19 protein-coding genes and 1 tRNA gene are annotated in these 15,547 nt (G+C 57.7%); 9 read left to right on the top strand and 11 right to left on the bottom strand.

What is annotated here, in order from left to right:
* Positions 1 to 4: 4 nt before the first annotated feature.
* On the bottom strand, positions 5 to 2,248 hold the full coding sequence (locus tag ABJH13_RS06510) for a hypothetical protein (RefSeq protein ID WP_348405409.1): 2,244 nt from the start codon (positions 2,246 to 2,248) through the stop codon (positions 5 to 7).
* Between the two features lie 156 nt (positions 2,249 to 2,404).
* On the opposite strand from ABJH13_RS06510, the gene ABJH13_RS06505 reads away from it, so the two are divergent.
* Entirely contained in the window at positions 2,405 to 3,085 is a 681-nt protein-coding gene (locus ABJH13_RS06505) for an SIMPL domain-containing protein (protein WP_348405408.1), read from the top strand.
* Positions 3,086 to 3,139: 54 nt separating this feature from the next.
* On the opposite strand, the gene ABJH13_RS06500 is transcribed toward ABJH13_RS06505, so the two are convergent.
* Both ABJH13_RS06500 and ABJH13_RS06495 read right to left on the bottom strand, forming a co-directional pair.
* Positions 3,140 to 4,432, bottom strand: coding sequence for an O-acetylhomoserine aminocarboxypropyltransferase/cysteine synthase family protein (locus ABJH13_RS06500; protein ID WP_348405407.1), 1,293 nt, complete (start codon positions 4,430 to 4,432; stop codon positions 3,140 to 3,142).
* Between the two features lie 72 nt (positions 4,433 to 4,504).
* Positions 4,505 to 5,512: a hypothetical protein gene (locus ABJH13_RS06495; protein ID WP_348405406.1), complete on the bottom strand. Its 1,008-nt coding sequence runs from the start codon at positions 5,510 to 5,512 to the stop codon at positions 4,505 to 4,507.
* Between the two features lie 659 nt (positions 5,513 to 6,171).
* Between ABJH13_RS06495 and ABJH13_RS06490 the strand changes: the two genes are divergently transcribed.
* The 3 genes from ABJH13_RS06490 (at position 6,172) to ABJH13_RS06480 (ending at position 7,866) form a co-directional block, all read left to right on the top strand.
* On the top strand, positions 6,172 to 6,465 hold the full coding sequence (locus ABJH13_RS06490) for a hypothetical protein (protein WP_348405405.1): 294 nt from the start codon (positions 6,172 to 6,174) through the stop codon (positions 6,463 to 6,465).
* A 452-nt stretch (positions 6,466 to 6,917) separates the two neighbouring features.
* On the top strand, positions 6,918 to 7,199 hold the full coding sequence (locus tag ABJH13_RS06485; protein ID WP_348405404.1) for a hypothetical protein: 282 nt from the start codon (positions 6,918 to 6,920) through the stop codon (positions 7,197 to 7,199).
* 28 nt (positions 7,200 to 7,227) lie between these two features.
* On the top strand, positions 7,228 to 7,866 hold the full coding sequence (locus ABJH13_RS06480) for a recombinase family protein (protein WP_348405403.1): 639 nt from the start codon (positions 7,228 to 7,230) through the stop codon (positions 7,864 to 7,866).
* A gap of 425 nt (positions 7,867 to 8,291) precedes the next feature.
* Here ABJH13_RS06480 and ABJH13_RS06475 read toward each other — a convergent pair whose 3' ends face one another.
* Both ABJH13_RS06475 and ABJH13_RS06470 read right to left on the bottom strand, forming a co-directional pair.
* A complete protein-coding gene (locus ABJH13_RS06475; RefSeq protein WP_348405402.1) occupies positions 8,292 to 8,540 on the bottom strand; it encodes a hypothetical protein in 249 nt (82 codons plus the stop codon).
* A 226-nt stretch (positions 8,541 to 8,766) separates the two neighbouring features.
* Positions 8,767 to 8,850: transfer RNA gene (locus ABJH13_RS06470), tRNA-Tyr, on the bottom strand.
* 110 nt (positions 8,851 to 8,960) lie between these two features.
* Between ABJH13_RS06470 and rlmB the strand changes: the two genes are divergently transcribed.
* From rlmB to ABJH13_RS06455, 3 genes are all read left to right on the top strand, one after another.
* Entirely contained in the window at positions 8,961 to 9,737 is a 777-nt protein-coding gene (rlmB, locus tag ABJH13_RS06465) for a 23S rRNA (guanosine(2251)-2'-O)-methyltransferase RlmB (protein WP_348405401.1), read from the top strand.
* 18 nt (positions 9,738 to 9,755) lie between these two features.
* Positions 9,756 to 10,070: a hypothetical protein gene (locus ABJH13_RS06460; RefSeq protein WP_348405400.1), complete on the top strand. Its 315-nt coding sequence runs from the start codon at positions 9,756 to 9,758 to the stop codon at positions 10,068 to 10,070.
* Between the two features lie 214 nt (positions 10,071 to 10,284).
* Positions 10,285 to 10,752, top strand: coding sequence for a CoA-binding protein (locus ABJH13_RS06455; RefSeq protein ID WP_348405399.1), 468 nt, complete (start codon positions 10,285 to 10,287; stop codon positions 10,750 to 10,752).
* 187 nt (positions 10,753 to 10,939) lie between these two features.
* Here ABJH13_RS06455 and ABJH13_RS06450 read toward each other — a convergent pair whose 3' ends face one another.
* Genes ABJH13_RS06450 through hisA form a run of 4 tightly spaced genes read right to left on the bottom strand, consistent with a single transcriptional unit; the run spans position 10,940 to position 13,217 of the window.
* On the bottom strand, positions 10,940 to 11,248 hold the full coding sequence (locus ABJH13_RS06450) for a phosphoribosyl-ATP diphosphatase (protein ID WP_348405398.1): 309 nt from the start codon (positions 11,246 to 11,248) through the stop codon (positions 10,940 to 10,942).
* The gene (hisF, locus tag ABJH13_RS06445) at positions 11,245 to 12,006 is read right to left on the bottom strand and encodes an imidazole glycerol phosphate synthase subunit HisF (protein ID WP_348405397.1); all 762 of its coding nucleotides are present in this window, start codon (positions 12,004 to 12,006) and stop codon (positions 11,245 to 11,247) included. The genes ABJH13_RS06450 and hisF overlap by 4 nt, the downstream gene beginning before the upstream one ends.
* Before the next feature lie 3 nt (positions 12,007 to 12,009).
* Positions 12,010 to 12,489, bottom strand: coding sequence for a DUF2867 domain-containing protein (locus tag ABJH13_RS06440; protein ID WP_348405396.1), 480 nt, complete (start codon positions 12,487 to 12,489; stop codon positions 12,010 to 12,012).
* 5 nt (positions 12,490 to 12,494) lie between these two features.
* Positions 12,495 to 13,217 (bottom strand): 1-(5-phosphoribosyl)-5-[(5-phosphoribosylamino)methylideneamino]imidazole-4-carboxamide isomerase, encoded by a 723-nt coding sequence (gene hisA / locus ABJH13_RS06435; protein ID WP_348405395.1) that lies wholly within the window; start codon positions 13,215 to 13,217, stop codon positions 12,495 to 12,497.
* 229 nt (positions 13,218 to 13,446) lie between these two features.
* On the opposite strand from hisA, the gene ABJH13_RS06430 reads away from it, so the two are divergent.
* Complete coding sequence (locus ABJH13_RS06430; protein WP_348405394.1) at positions 13,447 to 13,917, top strand: hypothetical protein; 471 nt, start codon at positions 13,447 to 13,449, stop codon at positions 13,915 to 13,917.
* A 21-nt stretch (positions 13,918 to 13,938) separates the two neighbouring features.
* Here the strand turns inward: ABJH13_RS06430 and hisH are convergent, their stop codons facing one another.
* Together hisH and hisB are read right to left on the bottom strand one after the other, a co-directional pair.
* The gene (gene hisH, locus ABJH13_RS06425; protein WP_348405393.1) at positions 13,939 to 14,577 is read right to left on the bottom strand and encodes an imidazole glycerol phosphate synthase subunit HisH; all 639 of its coding nucleotides are present in this window, start codon (positions 14,575 to 14,577) and stop codon (positions 13,939 to 13,941) included.
* A gap of 1 nt (position 14,578) precedes the next feature.
* Positions 14,579 to 15,166, bottom strand: a complete 588-nt coding sequence (gene hisB / locus ABJH13_RS06420) for an imidazoleglycerol-phosphate dehydratase HisB (RefSeq protein WP_348405392.1) — start codon at positions 15,164 to 15,166, stop codon at positions 14,579 to 14,581.
* 140 nt (positions 15,167 to 15,306) lie between these two features.
* Here hisB and ABJH13_RS06415 point away from each other — a divergent pair, with 140 nt between their 5' ends.
* Positions 15,307 to 15,546 (top strand): Lrp/AsnC ligand binding domain-containing protein, encoded by a 240-nt coding sequence (locus tag ABJH13_RS06415; RefSeq protein ID WP_348405391.1) that lies wholly within the window; start codon positions 15,307 to 15,309, stop codon positions 15,544 to 15,546.
* Position 15,547 lies beyond the last annotated feature (1 nt).

The following is a 15,547-nucleotide window of genomic DNA, read 5'->3' as shown; positions in this document are numbered from 1 at the left end:
GTGGTTAGCCGCGGGGCATTTTCAGCACGATGTTCCGGCCGCGTCTTTGATAGCGCAGTTCTGCCTCGCCGATAGCTGAAACGCGGCCGCCGTCGATGCGGTCTCCGACTTGCACCTTTTTGTACCGACCGTTCGTGAGGCGCACCAATGCGCGGCGGGCCGATGAACTGCCATAAACGCCGATCAGGTTCACTTGGCGCAGGTTGATGGCATTGCGCAATGTGGCTTCGCGGGTCACAGAGGCGTTTGTCGGTATGTTTGGGGCGACTGCGACAGGTGCGGGGGCGACGGCTGCAGCGCCAATCGCTGCGGCCGAGGCGGCAGTTTTCTGCGCACGGGCAACGATTTGCCCAAAGTTACTGGGGCGCGCATCCGGACGCATGGACGCGGCCAACGCGAGCTTGGTGTTGCTTGTTGTGATCGACTGCGCGGCAGGGCTTACCAGTGGCGCAAGGCCCCCATTGGCGGCGCTGGCTGCTTGGGCAGCTTGCGCGGGCCGGACAGGGGGGCGTTGCTCTGTCTGCTCATCATCAGTCAATTCCTCTGACGGAGCAGGCGTTGCATCCGCAATCAGCGTCAAGGGTCGGGGTTTTGGGCGAAAATCAGCATAATCTGTCTGAATGGGGTTCAGTTTTTCTTCGACACCAACGCGGTCGGGAAACGCGGCGGGGCGGACCGGCGGCGCGCCTGTAAAGATCTTTACTCCATCGGGGTTAAGTGTGCCCTGCGCTGTCGGTATCACCAAGCCGCGGTGGTCCAGTGTGAATTTCTTATCCGTCGATATTTGCGCGCCCGGAAGACCATACGCGACGTCGCGCGGCAGGGCGGCAAAATCGGGTAAGGCCACGGCGTCAAATTCTGGTTCGATCGGGTCGACACTGGTGACGTAAATATCTTCGATATCGACCAACGGCGGTGGGTTGGGCACGTCGGGCGCCTGGGGCCAGATGCCCGTGACGGCATAGTTTGCACGTAAACCGTTCAACACCGCCGCAGATTTCGTTTCGTCCGACAGTGGAGTGCGCAGCGCATCCAAAACGGCGGCGTCTTCGTCGCTCAGGTTGGCCTGCTGCGAGGCGCCATTCAGCAAAGTCGCGGGCTTTTCGAGCGGCGGTGACACATCAATCGCGATGATGTCAGCGGGGTGCGATGGCGCGCGCCCGGTCCATGCGCTGACGGTGTCTTGTATCCGCCCAAACGACAATGTCCCGATGCCTGCGAGCACCACAACCAGCACCCCGGTCAAAGCGATGGGCGCGCGGGGCTGTTGCGCCTGCGCGGCGTTTCGGGCGCGTGCGCCAAAGACGGTCATGCGGTCGGCTTCTATTTGGCGGGCGCGTTTGCCGCCTGCCGATACCTGCGGTTGTCTGTGCTCGAATGGCTCGGCGTCTTCGGCGAACCCGCCTAATGCCGGGACAGGCTGTGCGTCGATCTCATAGGTGACGTCGGGCCGGGCGCGGCGGCTGGAAAACGCACCGGGCGGCGGGGTGACTTCACGGCGAGGCAGATCAGGGTCCGTGACGCCAACGTGGGACGGATCTGCCGGCTGGATACGCGCCAAAGCATCAGCCACCGCCTCGCGTGATGTCTGGCGCTGGGCGCGCGCAGATCTGAAGTTGAGCGCAGAAGGCGCCTGAGCCGTTGGGGGGGTATCCACCGGCGGGGCGCTGGCTGCTGGAGCGGGCCGCTGGGGCCGGGCAACGGGGCGGTCGACCACAATCCCGACGGTGTCAGGTTCAATCGTCTGGCCCGCATTCAGCAAGGCGCGAGTGCTGCGCGCAGGGCCAAAATAGGGCTCGCCGAAATGTGCGGCAATCTCTGGGGTGGCGACAAAACTGACCGGGTGGAACCCGTGTTCTGTGGCAAAAGTTTCGGCCTCTTCCAGCGTTTCCAGCGCCACGGCAGCAACGATGGTTTCATCGCCATGCGCGGTCACATCAAACGCAAGATCTTCGACCTCGTATGGCGTCGCACCAACCAACGCTTCGCGTCCGGCATCGCGCCTGTCGGCAAGGCTCATCCCCGGTGTATCCACGCGAATATAACGGATCTGCGCATTGGGGATCACGACTTTGCTGCGCATCCCTTCGGGGGCCATCGTCATGCCGGCCTTTCGCAAGGCGACCAATTGGGCGGTTAAATCCAGTGCATCAGGCGAAACATCGCCCACGATACGCCAGCCCTGCGTCACGCGGTGCAGCAGGCGAATACGCTCCGATGAGAGTGACAGCGCGAAGTTTGGTTTCATGTCGCGGGTTTCCCAGTCATGATAAGTCTCGCACGATTGGTTCCTTTGGTATGGTATCATACATCAGGTCTTTGCCGAGGAAAAGTGAAGGCTCAGTTAACCATGTGCTGGAAATGGTCTTGGCGCGCAGATGGCCGATAAATCAGGAGAAAACTGTTGCATAAAATACTGAAACTTGCGCTTGCGCTGACGATGATCGCGGGCTTGGCTGTGGCGCAAGACACGCGCGGCATCACCACCACGGGGGTTGGCAGTGTCGATTCTCTCCCTGATATGGCGACGATCCGTCTGGGGGTGACCCACCAAGCCGCAGATGCCGCGCGCGCGATGGCGGCGACCTCTGAGGGGGTGCGCGCCGTGCTGGACCGGTTGCAGGCCGCAGGGGTTGCACCGCGTGACATGCAAACCGACCAACTGGCGCTGCAACCCGTGTGGTCAAATTCTAATACCGTGCCCCGGCAGATCACCGGATTTCAGGCGCGCAATACCTTGACCGTGCGCGTGCGCGACATGAATGCGTTGGGCGGGGTCTTGGATCTGGTGGTGCAAGGCGGGGCGAATACGTTTAGCGGGCTGTCGTTTGGGTTGCAGGACCCCAAACCCGCGCAGGATGCCGCGCGCGCTGCCGCTGTGGAGGATGCAATAGACCGCGCCCGCCAATTGGCCGATGCTGCGGGGGTATCGTTGGGGCCGGTTCAATCAATCAGCGAACACGGCGGTGGTGCGCGCCCGCAAATGATGGAAATGACCGCCCGATCCGTGAGCGACATCCCCGTGGCGGCAGGGGAATTGACGGTTTCTGCGCAGGTTACCATCGTGTTTGCTATCGTAGAATAAACCAGAGTACTGGCAAGATCCGGGCGCACCCCATAGATGCGCCCGGATTTGACGTTAGTTGCAGGCCTTGGCCAAGGCTTGGTCCAGATCGGCGATCAGATCATCGGCGTTTTCGGTCCCGATGGAAATGCGCACGACGTTCGGGCCCGCCCCTGCGGCCTCTTGTTGTTCGGCGGTTAACTGCCGGTGCGTGGTCGAGGCCGAGTGGATCACCAAGCTGCGGGTGTCGCCCAAATTGGCCACATGGCTAAAGATCTCTAGCGCGTTCACCAGTTTCACGCACGAATCGTACCCGCCTTTGATCGCAAAGGTGAACAAGCCGCCCGCGCCCTTGGGGCAGATTTTGGCGACCCGGCCGTGGTAGGGCGATGATTTCAGCCCCGCGTAGGTCACGTAGTCCACGCGCGGGTCCTTTTCCAACCAACCCGCCACGGTTTCGGCGTTTTCGACATGCCGTTCCATGCGTAGGCTAAGCGTTTCGGTGCCCATCAACGTGTAATGCGCCGCTTGCGGGTTCATCGTCATGCCCAGATCGCGTAGGCCGATGGCGATGGAATGAAAGGTGAAGGCCAGCGGGCCAAAGGTCTCGTGGAATTTTAGCCCGTGGTAGGCGGGTTCTGGTGCGCTGAGCGAGGGGAATTTGTCATTCGCGGACCAGTCGAATTTGCCCGAATCGACCACACAGCCGCCAGTGACGGTGCCGTTGCCTGTCAGGTATTTGGTCGTGGAATGCACCACCAGCGTAGCGCCATGTTCGATGGGGCGACAAAGGTACGGCGTGGCCGAGGTGTTATCCACGATCAGCGGAATGCCGGCCGTATCGGAAATGGCCGAGATCGCATCAAGGTCGGTGATATAGCCGCCCGGATTGGCGATCGCCTCGCAGAAGACCGCGCGCGTGTCATCGTTGATGGCGGCCTTGACCGCATCCAGATCGTCGAAATCAACAAAGGTGCATTCCCAGCCGAACCGCTTGATCGTGTGGGAAAACTGCGTGACGGTGCCACCATAAAGCCGGGTGGAGGCGACGATATTTTTGCCCGGTCCCATCAAGGGAAACAGCGCCATGATCTGTGCCGCATGCCCAGACGAACAGCACGCCGCCCCCACGCCGCCCTCAAGTGTCGCAATGCGTTCTTGTAGCACGGCAATGGTGGGGTTGGTCAGGCGCGAATAGATGTAGCCGACCTCTTGCAGATTAAACAACGCCGCGGCGTGATCTGCATCGCGAAACACATATGCCGTGGTTTGGTAAATCGGCGTTTGTCGCGCGCCTGTGGCGGGGTCGGGCCGGGCGCCTGCGTGGATTTGCAGGGTGTCGAAACCATAATCGGGGCCGTCTGTCATGGGTGTCCTCCTCCGTTTGTTTTATGGAGGCTATGGTTAGGCCAAGGTCCATAGTCACACAAGTGTGAGGCGCTAGCGCATCCAAAACCCGTTGGCTTTGATCTGATTGCGGATGGCTTGTTCGCGGGGGGGCAAATGCGCCTGATCAAACAAGGCGCGCACCTTGGCACCGCGCCCCTGATACACCATGCGTTTGATCGGGTTGTGCGCCTTGAGTATTTTTTTCAGTTTGTTGGGGGCTGCGACCTCTTCCAGCACCGCGATCACACGGTCGCTTTCGCGGGCATATAGCAGCGGGAAATGGCGGTAATGACAGCTGATATCACCATCCAGCAATCCGGGGGGCAGGGTGTCGCGCCCGCCGCCCAAATCATGGATCACCAAGGGCAGTGCGATTTGGTCCAACCACGGGTCCAACGATTGGGTGCACAGGGCTTGGGGCGGCTTGTCCCGGATCGCTAGCGCATAGTCGAGAAACAGCGCGCCAAAGTGACGCGGGCAGGCGTGAAAGAAGTACCCTGCATTGAAATAGAGGTAGCGTTTCCAGTATTCGTCGGGTTGGTTCAGGTCGAGCGAGCTTTCGAAATCGAGGCCGAATTTATCGTATAGCGACCGCCAGATACCGGTGTAGCCGGGACCGTAAAGTGCAGGTTTGGGCCAGCTGCCTTCGCGCCGCAGTGACGCCGAGGGGCGTTCAAAATCAAAGGGAACTGTGTTCAGGTCTCCGGTGATCAATGTGTCAGTGTCAAAAAACACAAACGGTTTGCCGCGCGGCAGAGCCATCAGCATTTCGATTTTGTTGCCATAGGGGTAATCCGCCCCGAAATATTTGCTTTCAAAGGGAATGACGCGCGCGCCGAGCGTTTCCAACATGTCGCGCGCCGCCTCATCTGAAATGCGCGGATTACGGGGCCACAGTGGGCCGGGTTGGGGTTCGGCGATCAACAGCTCACCCATAAAATCGGGGCTATTGGCACGTAAGGACGCGGCAAACAGCAGTGCTTCATAGGTCAACCGGCCGTGCTGCGCGACGATCACGACGTTAAAGTCAGGAGGGGCAATGGGCGCCGTTTGGGTCATGTGCATCCGTTTGTGCAGGCTGTTTGCACCACCTTAAGGCGAAGCAGTGTAGGACAAAAGAGGGTTCGCGATGCAAAGTCGCGCATGGCAGGGCGCGCAAACTTTTACGGTACCCTGCCCTCAAGGTTTTTCTGTCTGCGCGGCAAGTTTGTTGGGCTTGGAAACATCACGTGCCAAGCGCCTAAATTTCATGACCTTCCGCGTCATAAAAATAAACGAAACTAAATTGTTGGATATAATGGTGGGTGATCCTGGAATCGATGACTTCTCGAATTCAAGGGCCATTATTTTATAAATATTACAATTCCTTAGTTGGTATTCGCGGGTGTCTCCTTTTACTTTTTTGTCGAATATTCAGCGTAAAAGACTGACAAAACTACGAACAGAATGAGCGATTATGCAGAACTAGTTCGACAACAATAGGCTCCAATGGAATAGTCAAGCTACACCTCACACCAGCTTAGTAAGCCATTCAGATAAACACGACTTCGAATGAACGCTTGGGATCATAAGGGAAGAGAACTTCCCGTTTATGTTCAAACTTAACTAGATCACGATTTTCTGTTGCCTGGGTACTTACAACAGCAGGTGGTCCTTCAAGTTGCCGACGCCTGCGTCAACTACAGGTGTTGAAATCCTCAATACAGCGAGGGGCTTGCTTGCTGTTGGATGACGTTAACGATGGCCGCATCGGTGACGCTATCTGGGAAGCAACACAGGCATTGGAAGCAAACTTCGACGACCTGTTCTGTGATCATGTGCTGGAGGACTCGTTTTTGCATAATGCAGACATCGAGAGTGCGCTTTTCTTGGAGGTCATTGGAAGTTTAGCCCTCTTCGGACACGATCTCCAAGATCAACCTGATCACAAATACGGAGGTGAACTTCTGTCACAGGTGGGCGCGTCTGTGAGTACCAGCTGCGATACTGAAGCATTCGCCGAATTGAGATAGTCTGATAGAACGTGCCGAACATGTCCGCATTTCTGACCTCGGTCGAGTTGAAAGCAGGGAGAATTTTATAGAAGTACCTCCCAGCGCACTGGCATCAACTTCTAGGGGGCCGGGAATAATCTTCTCGTTTCAAGGTGATCTTGCTCGCCACAAGGTTTCAATCAAGGAAGGAAAATTACAGCTAACTAGGCTCGACTCGAAAGTTGCAGAGGTAAGCGAGAAACAGCAGGAACTGTTCTAGGCACGTCGGTGGAGGGGCAATCTTCCAAGTCTGAGGAGCTAGGTTTTAGGGGGCGATGATAGGCCCTCTGATCGTGATTCACCTTCGACAAGGTGACGTGCATCCAATCCGCGCAAGATTGGTCAATGGGATGGTTCCAAGGCAGGGGCAGCAATGAAATGCTCCCTTCATGGTCGCGCTGAAAGCGTCTCACTGAAGGTGTCTCCATGACATGGTGGTGATCGAACGGCTAAAGGTTCTTCTGGCTCTGAAATGGGTTCAATACCCTGAAAGAGCCAACAGCCGGAGGGATGCAACGGGAACGCGCAGCGGGTTATGGCCGATTATTCTGACGTTTGTCGAATTCGGTTTTGGCTCGCACCCTTTGCAACTCGCCTGTGGACAACTCACAAAAGACCTTGAACCGGACGGCCAAACGGATTCCGATAGGGAAAGGGCAAAATTGCTGGTCAAAATGATAAAGATGGGGGTGCCCCGGATCAGAGCTGACTGATCTCCAAGGCCCCAGAAAGGTAGCGCACATGCAAACAAAACAACACCTAGTGCCCGATAAGGGCTGCTCGGCGCTGATTTATTGCCGGGTGTCAGACCGGAAGCAAAAAACGGACGGACATGACCTAGAGAGTCAGGAGCATCGCTGCCGTCAATATGCCGAAGAGCGCGGTTATAGCGTTGAGATGGTCTTCACTGATGATGTTACGGGCGGGGGCGATTTCATGAAGCGCCCGGCCATGCGTGCGCTGCTTGCCTATCTGGCCGCCGAGGCCGATCAGAACTATGTCGTGATCTTTGATGATCTGAAACGTCTTGCGCGTGACACCAAGTTCCACTGGACCTTGCGAAAAAAACTGGATGCTTTTGACGCCATTGTGGAGTCTCCGAACTTCAAGTTCGATGATACGCCAGAAGGCCGTTTTGTTGAGACCATGTTTGCCGCGCAAGGCCAGTTGGAGCGCGAGCAGAACAGCCGTCAGGTTGTCCAGAAAATGACCGCCCGTTTGGAGAAAGGCTACTATGTCTTCCATCCGCCGATTGGTTATTGCTACGAGAAAGACAAGGCTCACGGTAAGCTTCTGGTGCGTGATGAGCCTGTGGCGTCCATTATTGCCGAGGCCCTGGAGGGTATGCCAGCGGCAGGTTTGGCTCTCAAGTCGAGGTGAAACGCTTTCTGGAATCCAAACCTGAGTTCCCCAAGAGCGGCACCAGCGGCTATGTGCATCCTAGCAAGGTCAAGGACATGCTGTTGAAGCCGATTTATGCGGGGCATGTCGAAGCGCCTGCGTGGAACGTGTCGTCGCGCAAAGGACACCATGAGCCTTTGATCAGTTTTGCTGCGCATCAGCGTATTCAGGAAATCCTGAGCGGTGCGGTGTATGCGCCTGCGCGCAAGGATATCAACGAAGACTTCCCGCTGCGTGGCTTTGTGCTGTGCGATGATTGCGAGCAGCCGATGACCTCGTGCTGGTCGAAAGGACGCAACAAGCACTATCCATACTATCTCTGCGACACCCCGGACTGCGCATCAAAGCGCAAGTCCATTCGGCGTGCTGACATTGAAGATGGCGCTGAGGTGATCTTGCGCAACCTACAACCCGCCAAGCATCTTCTTGGTCTGGCCAAAGCCATGTTCGCAAGAGCATGGGACATGCGCTTGTCTGAGGCTCATCGCTCCAAGGATGCGCTGCATGCGCAAATCAGCAGTATTGATAGCCAGATTGAAAAGCTTCTGGACCGGGTCGTTGATTCTGGCGGCGCTACAGTCGTCAAAGCCTGTGAAACGCGGATAGATAAGCTTGAGCGTCAGAAGTTTGTATTGGTTGAACAGGCGGAACAAACCCTGCCTCCGAAGGGGCACCATAACGAATTTATCGAACCGGTGTTTGAATGTCTGGCAAGCCCTTGTTATATAAACGAAAAAAGATCCATTGCGCTCAAGCGAACAGTGCTGAAACTGGTGTTTGCTGAGCCTTTGAGGTATAACCAAAAAGAAGGCTATCGAACCGCGAAAAACACCTTTCCGTTCATGGTGTTAGGAGATATTTCAACCCCAAAGTGCGAGATGGTGGGCGACCCTGGAATCGAACCAGGCGTGCGTCTCCGCGAGGGAGTTACAGTCCCCTGCCACACCTTGCGGCCTGTCGCCCACTTCGCTTGTGCATTGCACCCGCGATGAAGGCGTGATTACAAGCGGTGCCCAGAGCCGTCAAGGCACAATCAGCACCTTTTCGATGTGCGAACCACAGGACCGGATTCCATGAAAAAACCTAAATGGGTCGTGCAGAAAGAGCAGGACAAGAAAATGCAAGGCCGCGAGACCGTTTGGCTATTTGGTTTGCACGCTGTGCGCGATGCGTTGATGAACCCGCACCGCGAGAAATTGCGGCTAATTGTAACACTGAACGCGCAAAACAAGCTCGCAGATGCGATAGAGGCCAGCGAGGTGAAACCTGAGGTTGTAGAGCCGCGCAAATTTGCCGCTCCGCTTGATCCGGGGTCTGTTCATCAGGGGGCGGTGTTGGAGGTCAAACCGCTAGAATGGGGGCGGCTAGAAGACGTCTGCATCGGACCCGCCGCGCCGCGTGTGGTTTTATTGGACCGGGTCACCGACCCGCACAACGTTGGTGCGATTCTGCGGTCTGCCGAGGTTTTAGGCGCGTCCGCTGTGGTGGGCACGCGCCACCATTCCGCACCCGAAACCGGTGCGTTGGCCAAAACCGCCAGCGGCGCCTTGGAACGCCAGCCCTATATTCGGGTGCGCAATTTATCGGATGCGATCATTGAATTGCAAAAGATGGGGTATTTGGTGCTGGGGCTGGATGGGGACGCGACGCAAACCATTGAACAGGCGGTCGACGGCAAACGGGACCGTGCGGTGGCGTTGGTTTTGGGCGCCGAAGGTCCGGGGCTGCGTGCTAAGACAAAAGACACCGTAGATGCGCTGGTTCGAATCGACGCAGCGGGCGGGTTTGGGTCGCTCAACGTCTCGAATGCGGCCGCAATCGCATTATATGCAAGTAAAGCACCAACATAACGGCACGGGAGACGCGGCGTGGGCCTGACAACCAAAATTGCGACATGCTGCTATTGTGGCGCGCGGGCGGCGCTGGTGCTGGGACGTGACCGGCACGAGCTGGTCTGTTCGAGCTGCGGTGCGCCCCTGCACGAGCTAAAACGCCTGCCGCAGGAGCATCCGGGCAAAACCGAACTGGTGCGCCCGTCGGCAGTGCGCAAAACCCGCAAACAGGCGCGTCCGCACAGGCCTTCAAAATCGCAAAAACGGCGCAAACCACCGAAAAAGCGCAAAGGTCTGATGCGGCATCTGTTTGAGGAAGCCTTTGATGTCATCGAAGACATTTTTGATTAGCCGTTCGCATGTTTTCAACACGAAAATTAACGCTTCGTTCACAGATTTGAGAGACCTTATGGATACGCACTTTCGAGTGCCTATCTTATGTCATGTTGAAGGGCTCGGAACGCCTTTCGATTTCATGACTGTCCCTCGTTCCGTACCTTTTTGCGCCCTTTGCTTTATGCATAGGGCGCTTTTTTTATCGCATAGGTCAGGATAGGGTTGGAGCATGACATATTCGGACCCTTTCGTGAAAGATATTCTATCTCGCACACGGCGCATTGCGGTTGTGGGCGTGTCGATGAACCCAGTGCGACCCAGCTATTTTGTCGCGCGGTATCTATCATTGCGGGGGTATCAGGTGGTTCCGGTGAACCCCGGCCATGCAGGGCAGATGTTGTTTGGCCAAACTGTGCAGGCGTCACTGCGAGATATAGATCAAGACGTTGATATGGTGGATATTTTTCGCCGGTCTGATGCCGTACCGGCTATCGTGGATGAGGCGTTGGACTGTTTCCCCGACCTTCAGACGATCTGGATGCAAATCGGTGTGACCCATGCCAAGGCAGCCGCAAAAGCACAGGCCCGTGGCGTGACCGTGGTGCAAGATCGGTGCCCCAAGATCGAATACCAGCGTCTGTTTGGAGAACTGCGCATGGGCGGCTTTGCCACCGGTGTCATCTCCTCCAAATTGTAGGGGTTTGGCAGGCGGGATCGAAACGGGGTTCGGGTGTGTAAAAGGTGGGGGCAACGACCCCATGCGCGTCGCGTGGACGTTGCCCTGCGCGGGGCAGGGCCAAAAGCTGCCCGCGCGCAGGCGTACGCCACAAAATTCACCCAAGGATGTTAATATTTACCCGTTCGAGCGAGAGATGTTCTTAACCTTAGGGACGGGCGGCTTTTTCGGCGATCCCTGATTGCCCTTGGCGGCGCGTTAGTTCGCCCAAGACATCGTCCAATGTGACATCAGATGCGGCCAGCATCACCAACAAATGAAACATCACATCGGCGGCTTCGGATGTCAGCCGCGCCTTGTCGCCTTTGACGGCCTCTATGATGGCCTCAATGGCTTCTTCACCGAATTTTTCGGCGCATTTTTCGGGGCCTTTCGCCAGTAGCTTTGCGGTCCAACTGCTGGTGGGGTCTGCGGATTTTCGGGCCTCTATGGTGTCGAACAGGTCTTGTAAGGTCATGCGAGCCTCATGGGAATGCCAGCTGCGGCCATATGTGCCTTGGCCTGCGCGATGGTGTAATCGCCAAAGTGAAAGATCGATGCGGCCAGCACAGCAGACGCACCGCCTTCTGTCACACCGTCAACCAGATGGTCCAACGTACCAACCCCCCCCGATGCGATCACAGGGACTGCAACCGCGTCAGAAATGGCGCGGGTCAGCGGCAGGTTGAACCCCGCGCGCGTGCCATCGCGGTCCATCGATGTCAGGAGGATTTCGCCCGCGCCTTTGGCGACCACCGTGCGGGCAAATTCGACCGCATCAATGCCGGTGGGTTTGCGCCCGCCGTGGGTGAAGATCTCCCATTTGCCAGGACTGACGGTTTTGGCGTCGATGGCGACAACAATGCACTGGCTGCCAAATTGGTCGGCGGCGTCGGCGACGACGTCTGGGTTGGCCACTGCCGCCGAGTTGAACGAGACCTTATCCGCGCCCGCCAACAACAGCGCCCGCACGTCAGCGCTCGTGCGTACGCCACCGCCGACGGTCAGGGGGATATAGCAATGTTCGGCGGTGCGGGTGACCACATCAAACATGGTCGCGCGGTTCTCGTGGGTGGCCGTGATATCGAGAAAGCACAGCTCGTCTGCGCCGGCGGCATCATAGGCGATGGCGGCATCTACCGGGTCGCCTGCATCGCGCAGGTCAACGAAGTTTACGCCTTTGACAACGCGGCCGTCGGCCACATCAAGACACGGAATAATACGGGTTTTCAACATGGGTCAGGTCACTAGTGGCTTGGGTGTTTGTGTCTGGGCAACGCGGGCCAAGGCGTTGCGGACAATAAGGATATGAAACGGCAAGATCGCGCGCAGATACGCCCGCCCGCCTAGATTATGGGGGTGCACCCATGTGGCCAGACGGACCTTGTTTGCATCGTGGCGCACGCAGATGCGGAAATTCAGGTGTCGGTCATCAAACCCAGCGATGATTTCGTGGCCCGTGCGATGTTCGACCGGGAAAAACCCGATTGTATCGGCGCTTTTGGGGCCTTCTTCGCGTAGGCCAAACGGGGCGGTGATCAGGTTGCGCAGGGTCACAAGGCGTTGCGCCCAGCCGGGAAAGGCCGCGATAATCTGTGCGGCCTCTGATGCGGGCAGGGGGCTGTCGGTTTCGTAGCAATCCAGAAAATCACCCCTGCGCATGTAGGTGTGCAACCGGCTTTCAGGCGGCAGGGTGGTTTTGGTGACGGCGGCCCACATGACGGTTACGTCTTGAGGGCGACAAGCGCCTCTTTGAGGTCGATCGCCCCATCATAAAGCGCGCGGCCCGAAATTGCGCCGTTCAGCTCTGCGCCGCAGTCCCGCAGGGCGATCAGGTCGTCCAACGACGACACGCCGCCCGATGCGATCACCGGTATAGACACGGCCTGCGCCAACTCTGCGGTGGCCTCAATGTTGGGGCCGCCCATGGCGCCATCGCGTAGGATGTCGGTGTAAATGATCGCTGAAACGCCCGCGTCTTCGAAGGATTTGGCGAGGTCGGTGACCTGAATGTCGGTCTCTTCGGCCCAGCCCTTGGTGGCCACGTATCCGTTGCGCGCGTCGATCCCCACGGCAACGTGACCGGGGAAGGTGCGCGCGGCCTCGCGGACCAAATCGGGGTTTTCCACGGCGACGGTGCCCAGAATCACACGGTGCAAGCCCTTTTCCAGCCAGGTTTCGATGGTCGCCATATCGCGAATGCCGCCGCCCAGTTGGACCGGCACAGAACATTCCTTCAAGATCGCCTCAACGGGGGCGGCGTTCACGGGTGCGCCAGCAAATGCACCGTTGAGATCCACCAGATGCAACCATGAACAGCCCGCTGCAACAAAATCACGGGCCTGTGCGGCGGGGTCATCACTGAATACGGTGGCGCGGTCCATGTCGCCGTGCAGCAGGCGGACGGCCTGTCCGTCCTTGAGGTCGATGGCAGGATAAAGGATCATGGTGACAGCTACCTTTCAGATGTGTCCGGGCTACAGATCCGTCTTGCACGTTTTGGCGGTGTTTTGCAACGCAGGCGCGCAACCAGATCAACGGGTGGCGCAGGGCAATTTGTGGTGTGCGCTGCGCAGGTCTACCAGATCAAGATGCAACGGTTCCTTAACGGCTGGTGATGTATGCATAGAAAGGTGAGCGGCGCGCGCTCTTCGGTATTTGACATTAGGCCAGCATATGACCCATCGACGCAAACCAGCATCGGAAATTACACCCGATTACGAAGATGCAGGCCTGTTCAAGAACAAGGTCGGGCAGCTTCAGGTTGAACTTGTTCCGCAAATGACGCGCAACAGTCGCAAGGACCTTGTCGTTCGTGGTTTTGTGAACCGCACAATCGAGATTGAGGTGGCTTTTGCAGGCCGGCGCGTCAAAGAGGTTGGCCCGCTCGAAACACGTTTGCGTACCCTTCGATCACAAGCAGCAAGAGAGGCCGGTGCGCCGGACGGGCCCGGACTTGACGTTGATCTCGCCCGGTTGCCTGTCCTGATCGAAGGCGCATGGCGGCCGCGGTTCAAACGCGATCAGACCGGTTGGGAAACCCGCAGCTATTACCTATTCGCGGCCCGCTGGTCGATCTTGGACGCACAGGGCAACTCGCTGTCGTTTGGCGTACCGCCCATGATCTTGGCTCAGCAGAACGCCTGACAAAGCTCTGATTTGCACCCGTCAGGGGCGCCAGTGCAAGAAGTTCGCGATCATACGCAACCCGGCCGCTTGGCTTTTTTCGGGGTGAAACTGCAACCCGATCATCGTACCCGTGCCAATCACAGCCGTGACATCACCGCCATAGTCCACATGGGCGAGGCGTTGATCCGGGTTCGTGACATCCATGTGATAGCTGTGCACAAAATACGCGTGATCGCCGGTTTTGACCCCATCAAAGACAGGGTGCGCCCCATCGATAACCAGATCGTTCCACCCCATATGGGGGACCTTTAGCGCCGGATCAGAAGGCGCGATTTGGCGCACCTCTCCGGCGACCCAATCAAGCCCCTTGGTGTCGGTGTATTCCCGGCCCCAACTGGCCATCAGCTGCATGCCCACACATATGCCCATGAACGGGCGGCCCTTGCCCTCTACCGCCTCGACCAGTGCGGCATAAAGGCCCGAATGTCCGGTTAATTCGGCCATGCAGGCCGGAAACGCACCGTCGCCCGGTAACACAATCCGGTCGGCACGCGCGACAACGTCGGCGTCCCCCGTGACGACAATGTCGCCGCCGTTGGTTTCGGTGGCCATACGCTCAAACGCTTTTTGCGCCGAATGCAGATTGCCGCTTTCGTAATCAATGATTGCCGTCAACACGTTACAGCGCACCTTTGGTTGATGGGATGGCGTCTGCCTTGCGCGGATCGACCTCGACGGCATCGCGCAAGGCGCGGGCCACAGATTTGAACGCGGCTTCGGCAATGTGGTGGCTGTTGAGACCGTGCAGCATATCGACGTGCAGGGTGATGCCGCCGTGGGTGCTAAGGGCTTGAAAGAATTCGCGCACCAATTCGGTGTCGAAAGTGCCTATCTTTGCCGTGGGCAAATCGACGTTCCATATCAAAAATGGCCGTGCCGACAGGTCGAGCGCTGTGCGCACCAACGCGTCATCCATCGGCAACAAACAGGCCCCATACCGCCGGATCCCACGTTTGTCGCCAAGGGCTGCGGCCAATGCTTGGCCTAACGCGATGCCGGTGTCTTCGACGGTGTGGTGGTCATCTATGTGCAGATCGCCCTGCGCGCGCACCGTCATATCGATCAGCGAATGGCGCGCCAATTGATCCAGCATGTGGTCAAAAAAACCAACGCCGGTTTGGTTGTCGTATGCCCCCGTGCCATCAAGGTCGACGGTCACGGTGATCTGGGTTTCCGCGGTGACGCGGGTGAGCGTGTGGCTGCGCATGGTCATTCCCTAGGGTGGTCGGTTGCGCGCCCTTATAACAGGCTGCCCCGGCGCGCCAAGCCGTGACATTCGGGATTGCGGCCCCCGTGCCGTATATGTCAGCGTGGGGCAGGGGGCGTGGTGCCCCAAAAGGAACCTACATGGCCACATGTGTCTTTATCCAAATCCGCTGTACGCCGGGCACGACCTACAGCGTGGCAGAGGAAATCGCCCTGCGCGAGATCCATTCTGAGCTATATTCGACCAGTGGTGATTTTGATCTGATGATGAAGTTATACATCCCTTCTGACGCGGATGTGGGTAAGTTTATCAATGAAAATCTGTTGGATATCAAAGGGATTGAGAGATCTCTGACAACAATGACGTTCAAAGTCTTTTGAC

It is taken from the genome of Roseobacter sp., from assembly GCF_039970775.1.
In the GTDB taxonomy this organism is placed as follows: Bacteria; Pseudomonadota; Alphaproteobacteria; order Rhodobacterales; family Rhodobacteraceae; genus Roseobacter.
The sequence above is the reverse complement of the archived record's forward strand: the minus strand, read 5'-3'. Positions and strand labels throughout refer to the sequence as shown.

Bases quoted from the DNA above. Each gene is read 5' to 3' on its own strand.
- ABJH13_RS06510 (WP_348405409.1), bottom strand. From the start codon at position 2,248: ATGAAACCAAACTTCGCGCTGTCACTCTCATCGGAGCGTATTCGCCTG.
- ABJH13_RS06500 (WP_348405407.1), bottom strand. From the start codon at position 4,432: ATGACAGACGGCCCCGATTATGGTTTCGACACCCTGCAAATCCACGCA.
- ABJH13_RS06495 (WP_348405406.1), bottom strand. From the start codon at position 5,512: ATGACCCAAACGGCGCCCATTGCCCCTCCTGACTTTAACGTCGTGATC.
- ABJH13_RS06485 (WP_348405404.1), top strand. From the start codon at position 6,918: ATGGTGGTGATCGAACGGCTAAAGGTTCTTCTGGCTCTGAAATGGGTT.
- ABJH13_RS06480 (WP_348405403.1), top strand. From the start codon at position 7,228: ATGCAAACAAAACAACACCTAGTGCCCGATAAGGGCTGCTCGGCGCTG.
- rlmB (WP_348405401.1), top strand. From the start codon at position 8,961: ATGAAAAAACCTAAATGGGTCGTGCAGAAAGAGCAGGACAAGAAAATG.
- ABJH13_RS06455 (WP_348405399.1), top strand. From the start codon at position 10,285: ATGACATATTCGGACCCTTTCGTGAAAGATATTCTATCTCGCACACGG.
- ABJH13_RS06450 (WP_348405398.1), bottom strand. From the start codon at position 11,248: ATGACCTTACAAGACCTGTTCGACACCATAGAGGCCCGAAAATCCGCA.
- hisF (WP_348405397.1), bottom strand. From the start codon at position 12,006: ATGTTGAAAACCCGTATTATTCCGTGTCTTGATGTGGCCGACGGCCGC.
- ABJH13_RS06440 (WP_348405396.1), bottom strand. From the start codon at position 12,489: ATGTGGGCCGCCGTCACCAAAACCACCCTGCCGCCTGAAAGCCGGTTG.
- hisA (WP_348405395.1), bottom strand. From the start codon at position 13,217: ATGATCCTTTATCCTGCCATCGACCTCAAGGACGGACAGGCCGTCCGC.
- ABJH13_RS06430 (WP_348405394.1), top strand. From the start codon at position 13,447: ATGACCCATCGACGCAAACCAGCATCGGAAATTACACCCGATTACGAA.
- hisB (WP_348405392.1), bottom strand. From the start codon at position 15,166: ATGCGCAGCCACACGCTCACCCGCGTCACCGCGGAAACCCAGATCACC.
- ABJH13_RS06415 (WP_348405391.1), top strand. From the start codon at position 15,307: ATGGCCACATGTGTCTTTATCCAAATCCGCTGTACGCCGGGCACGACC.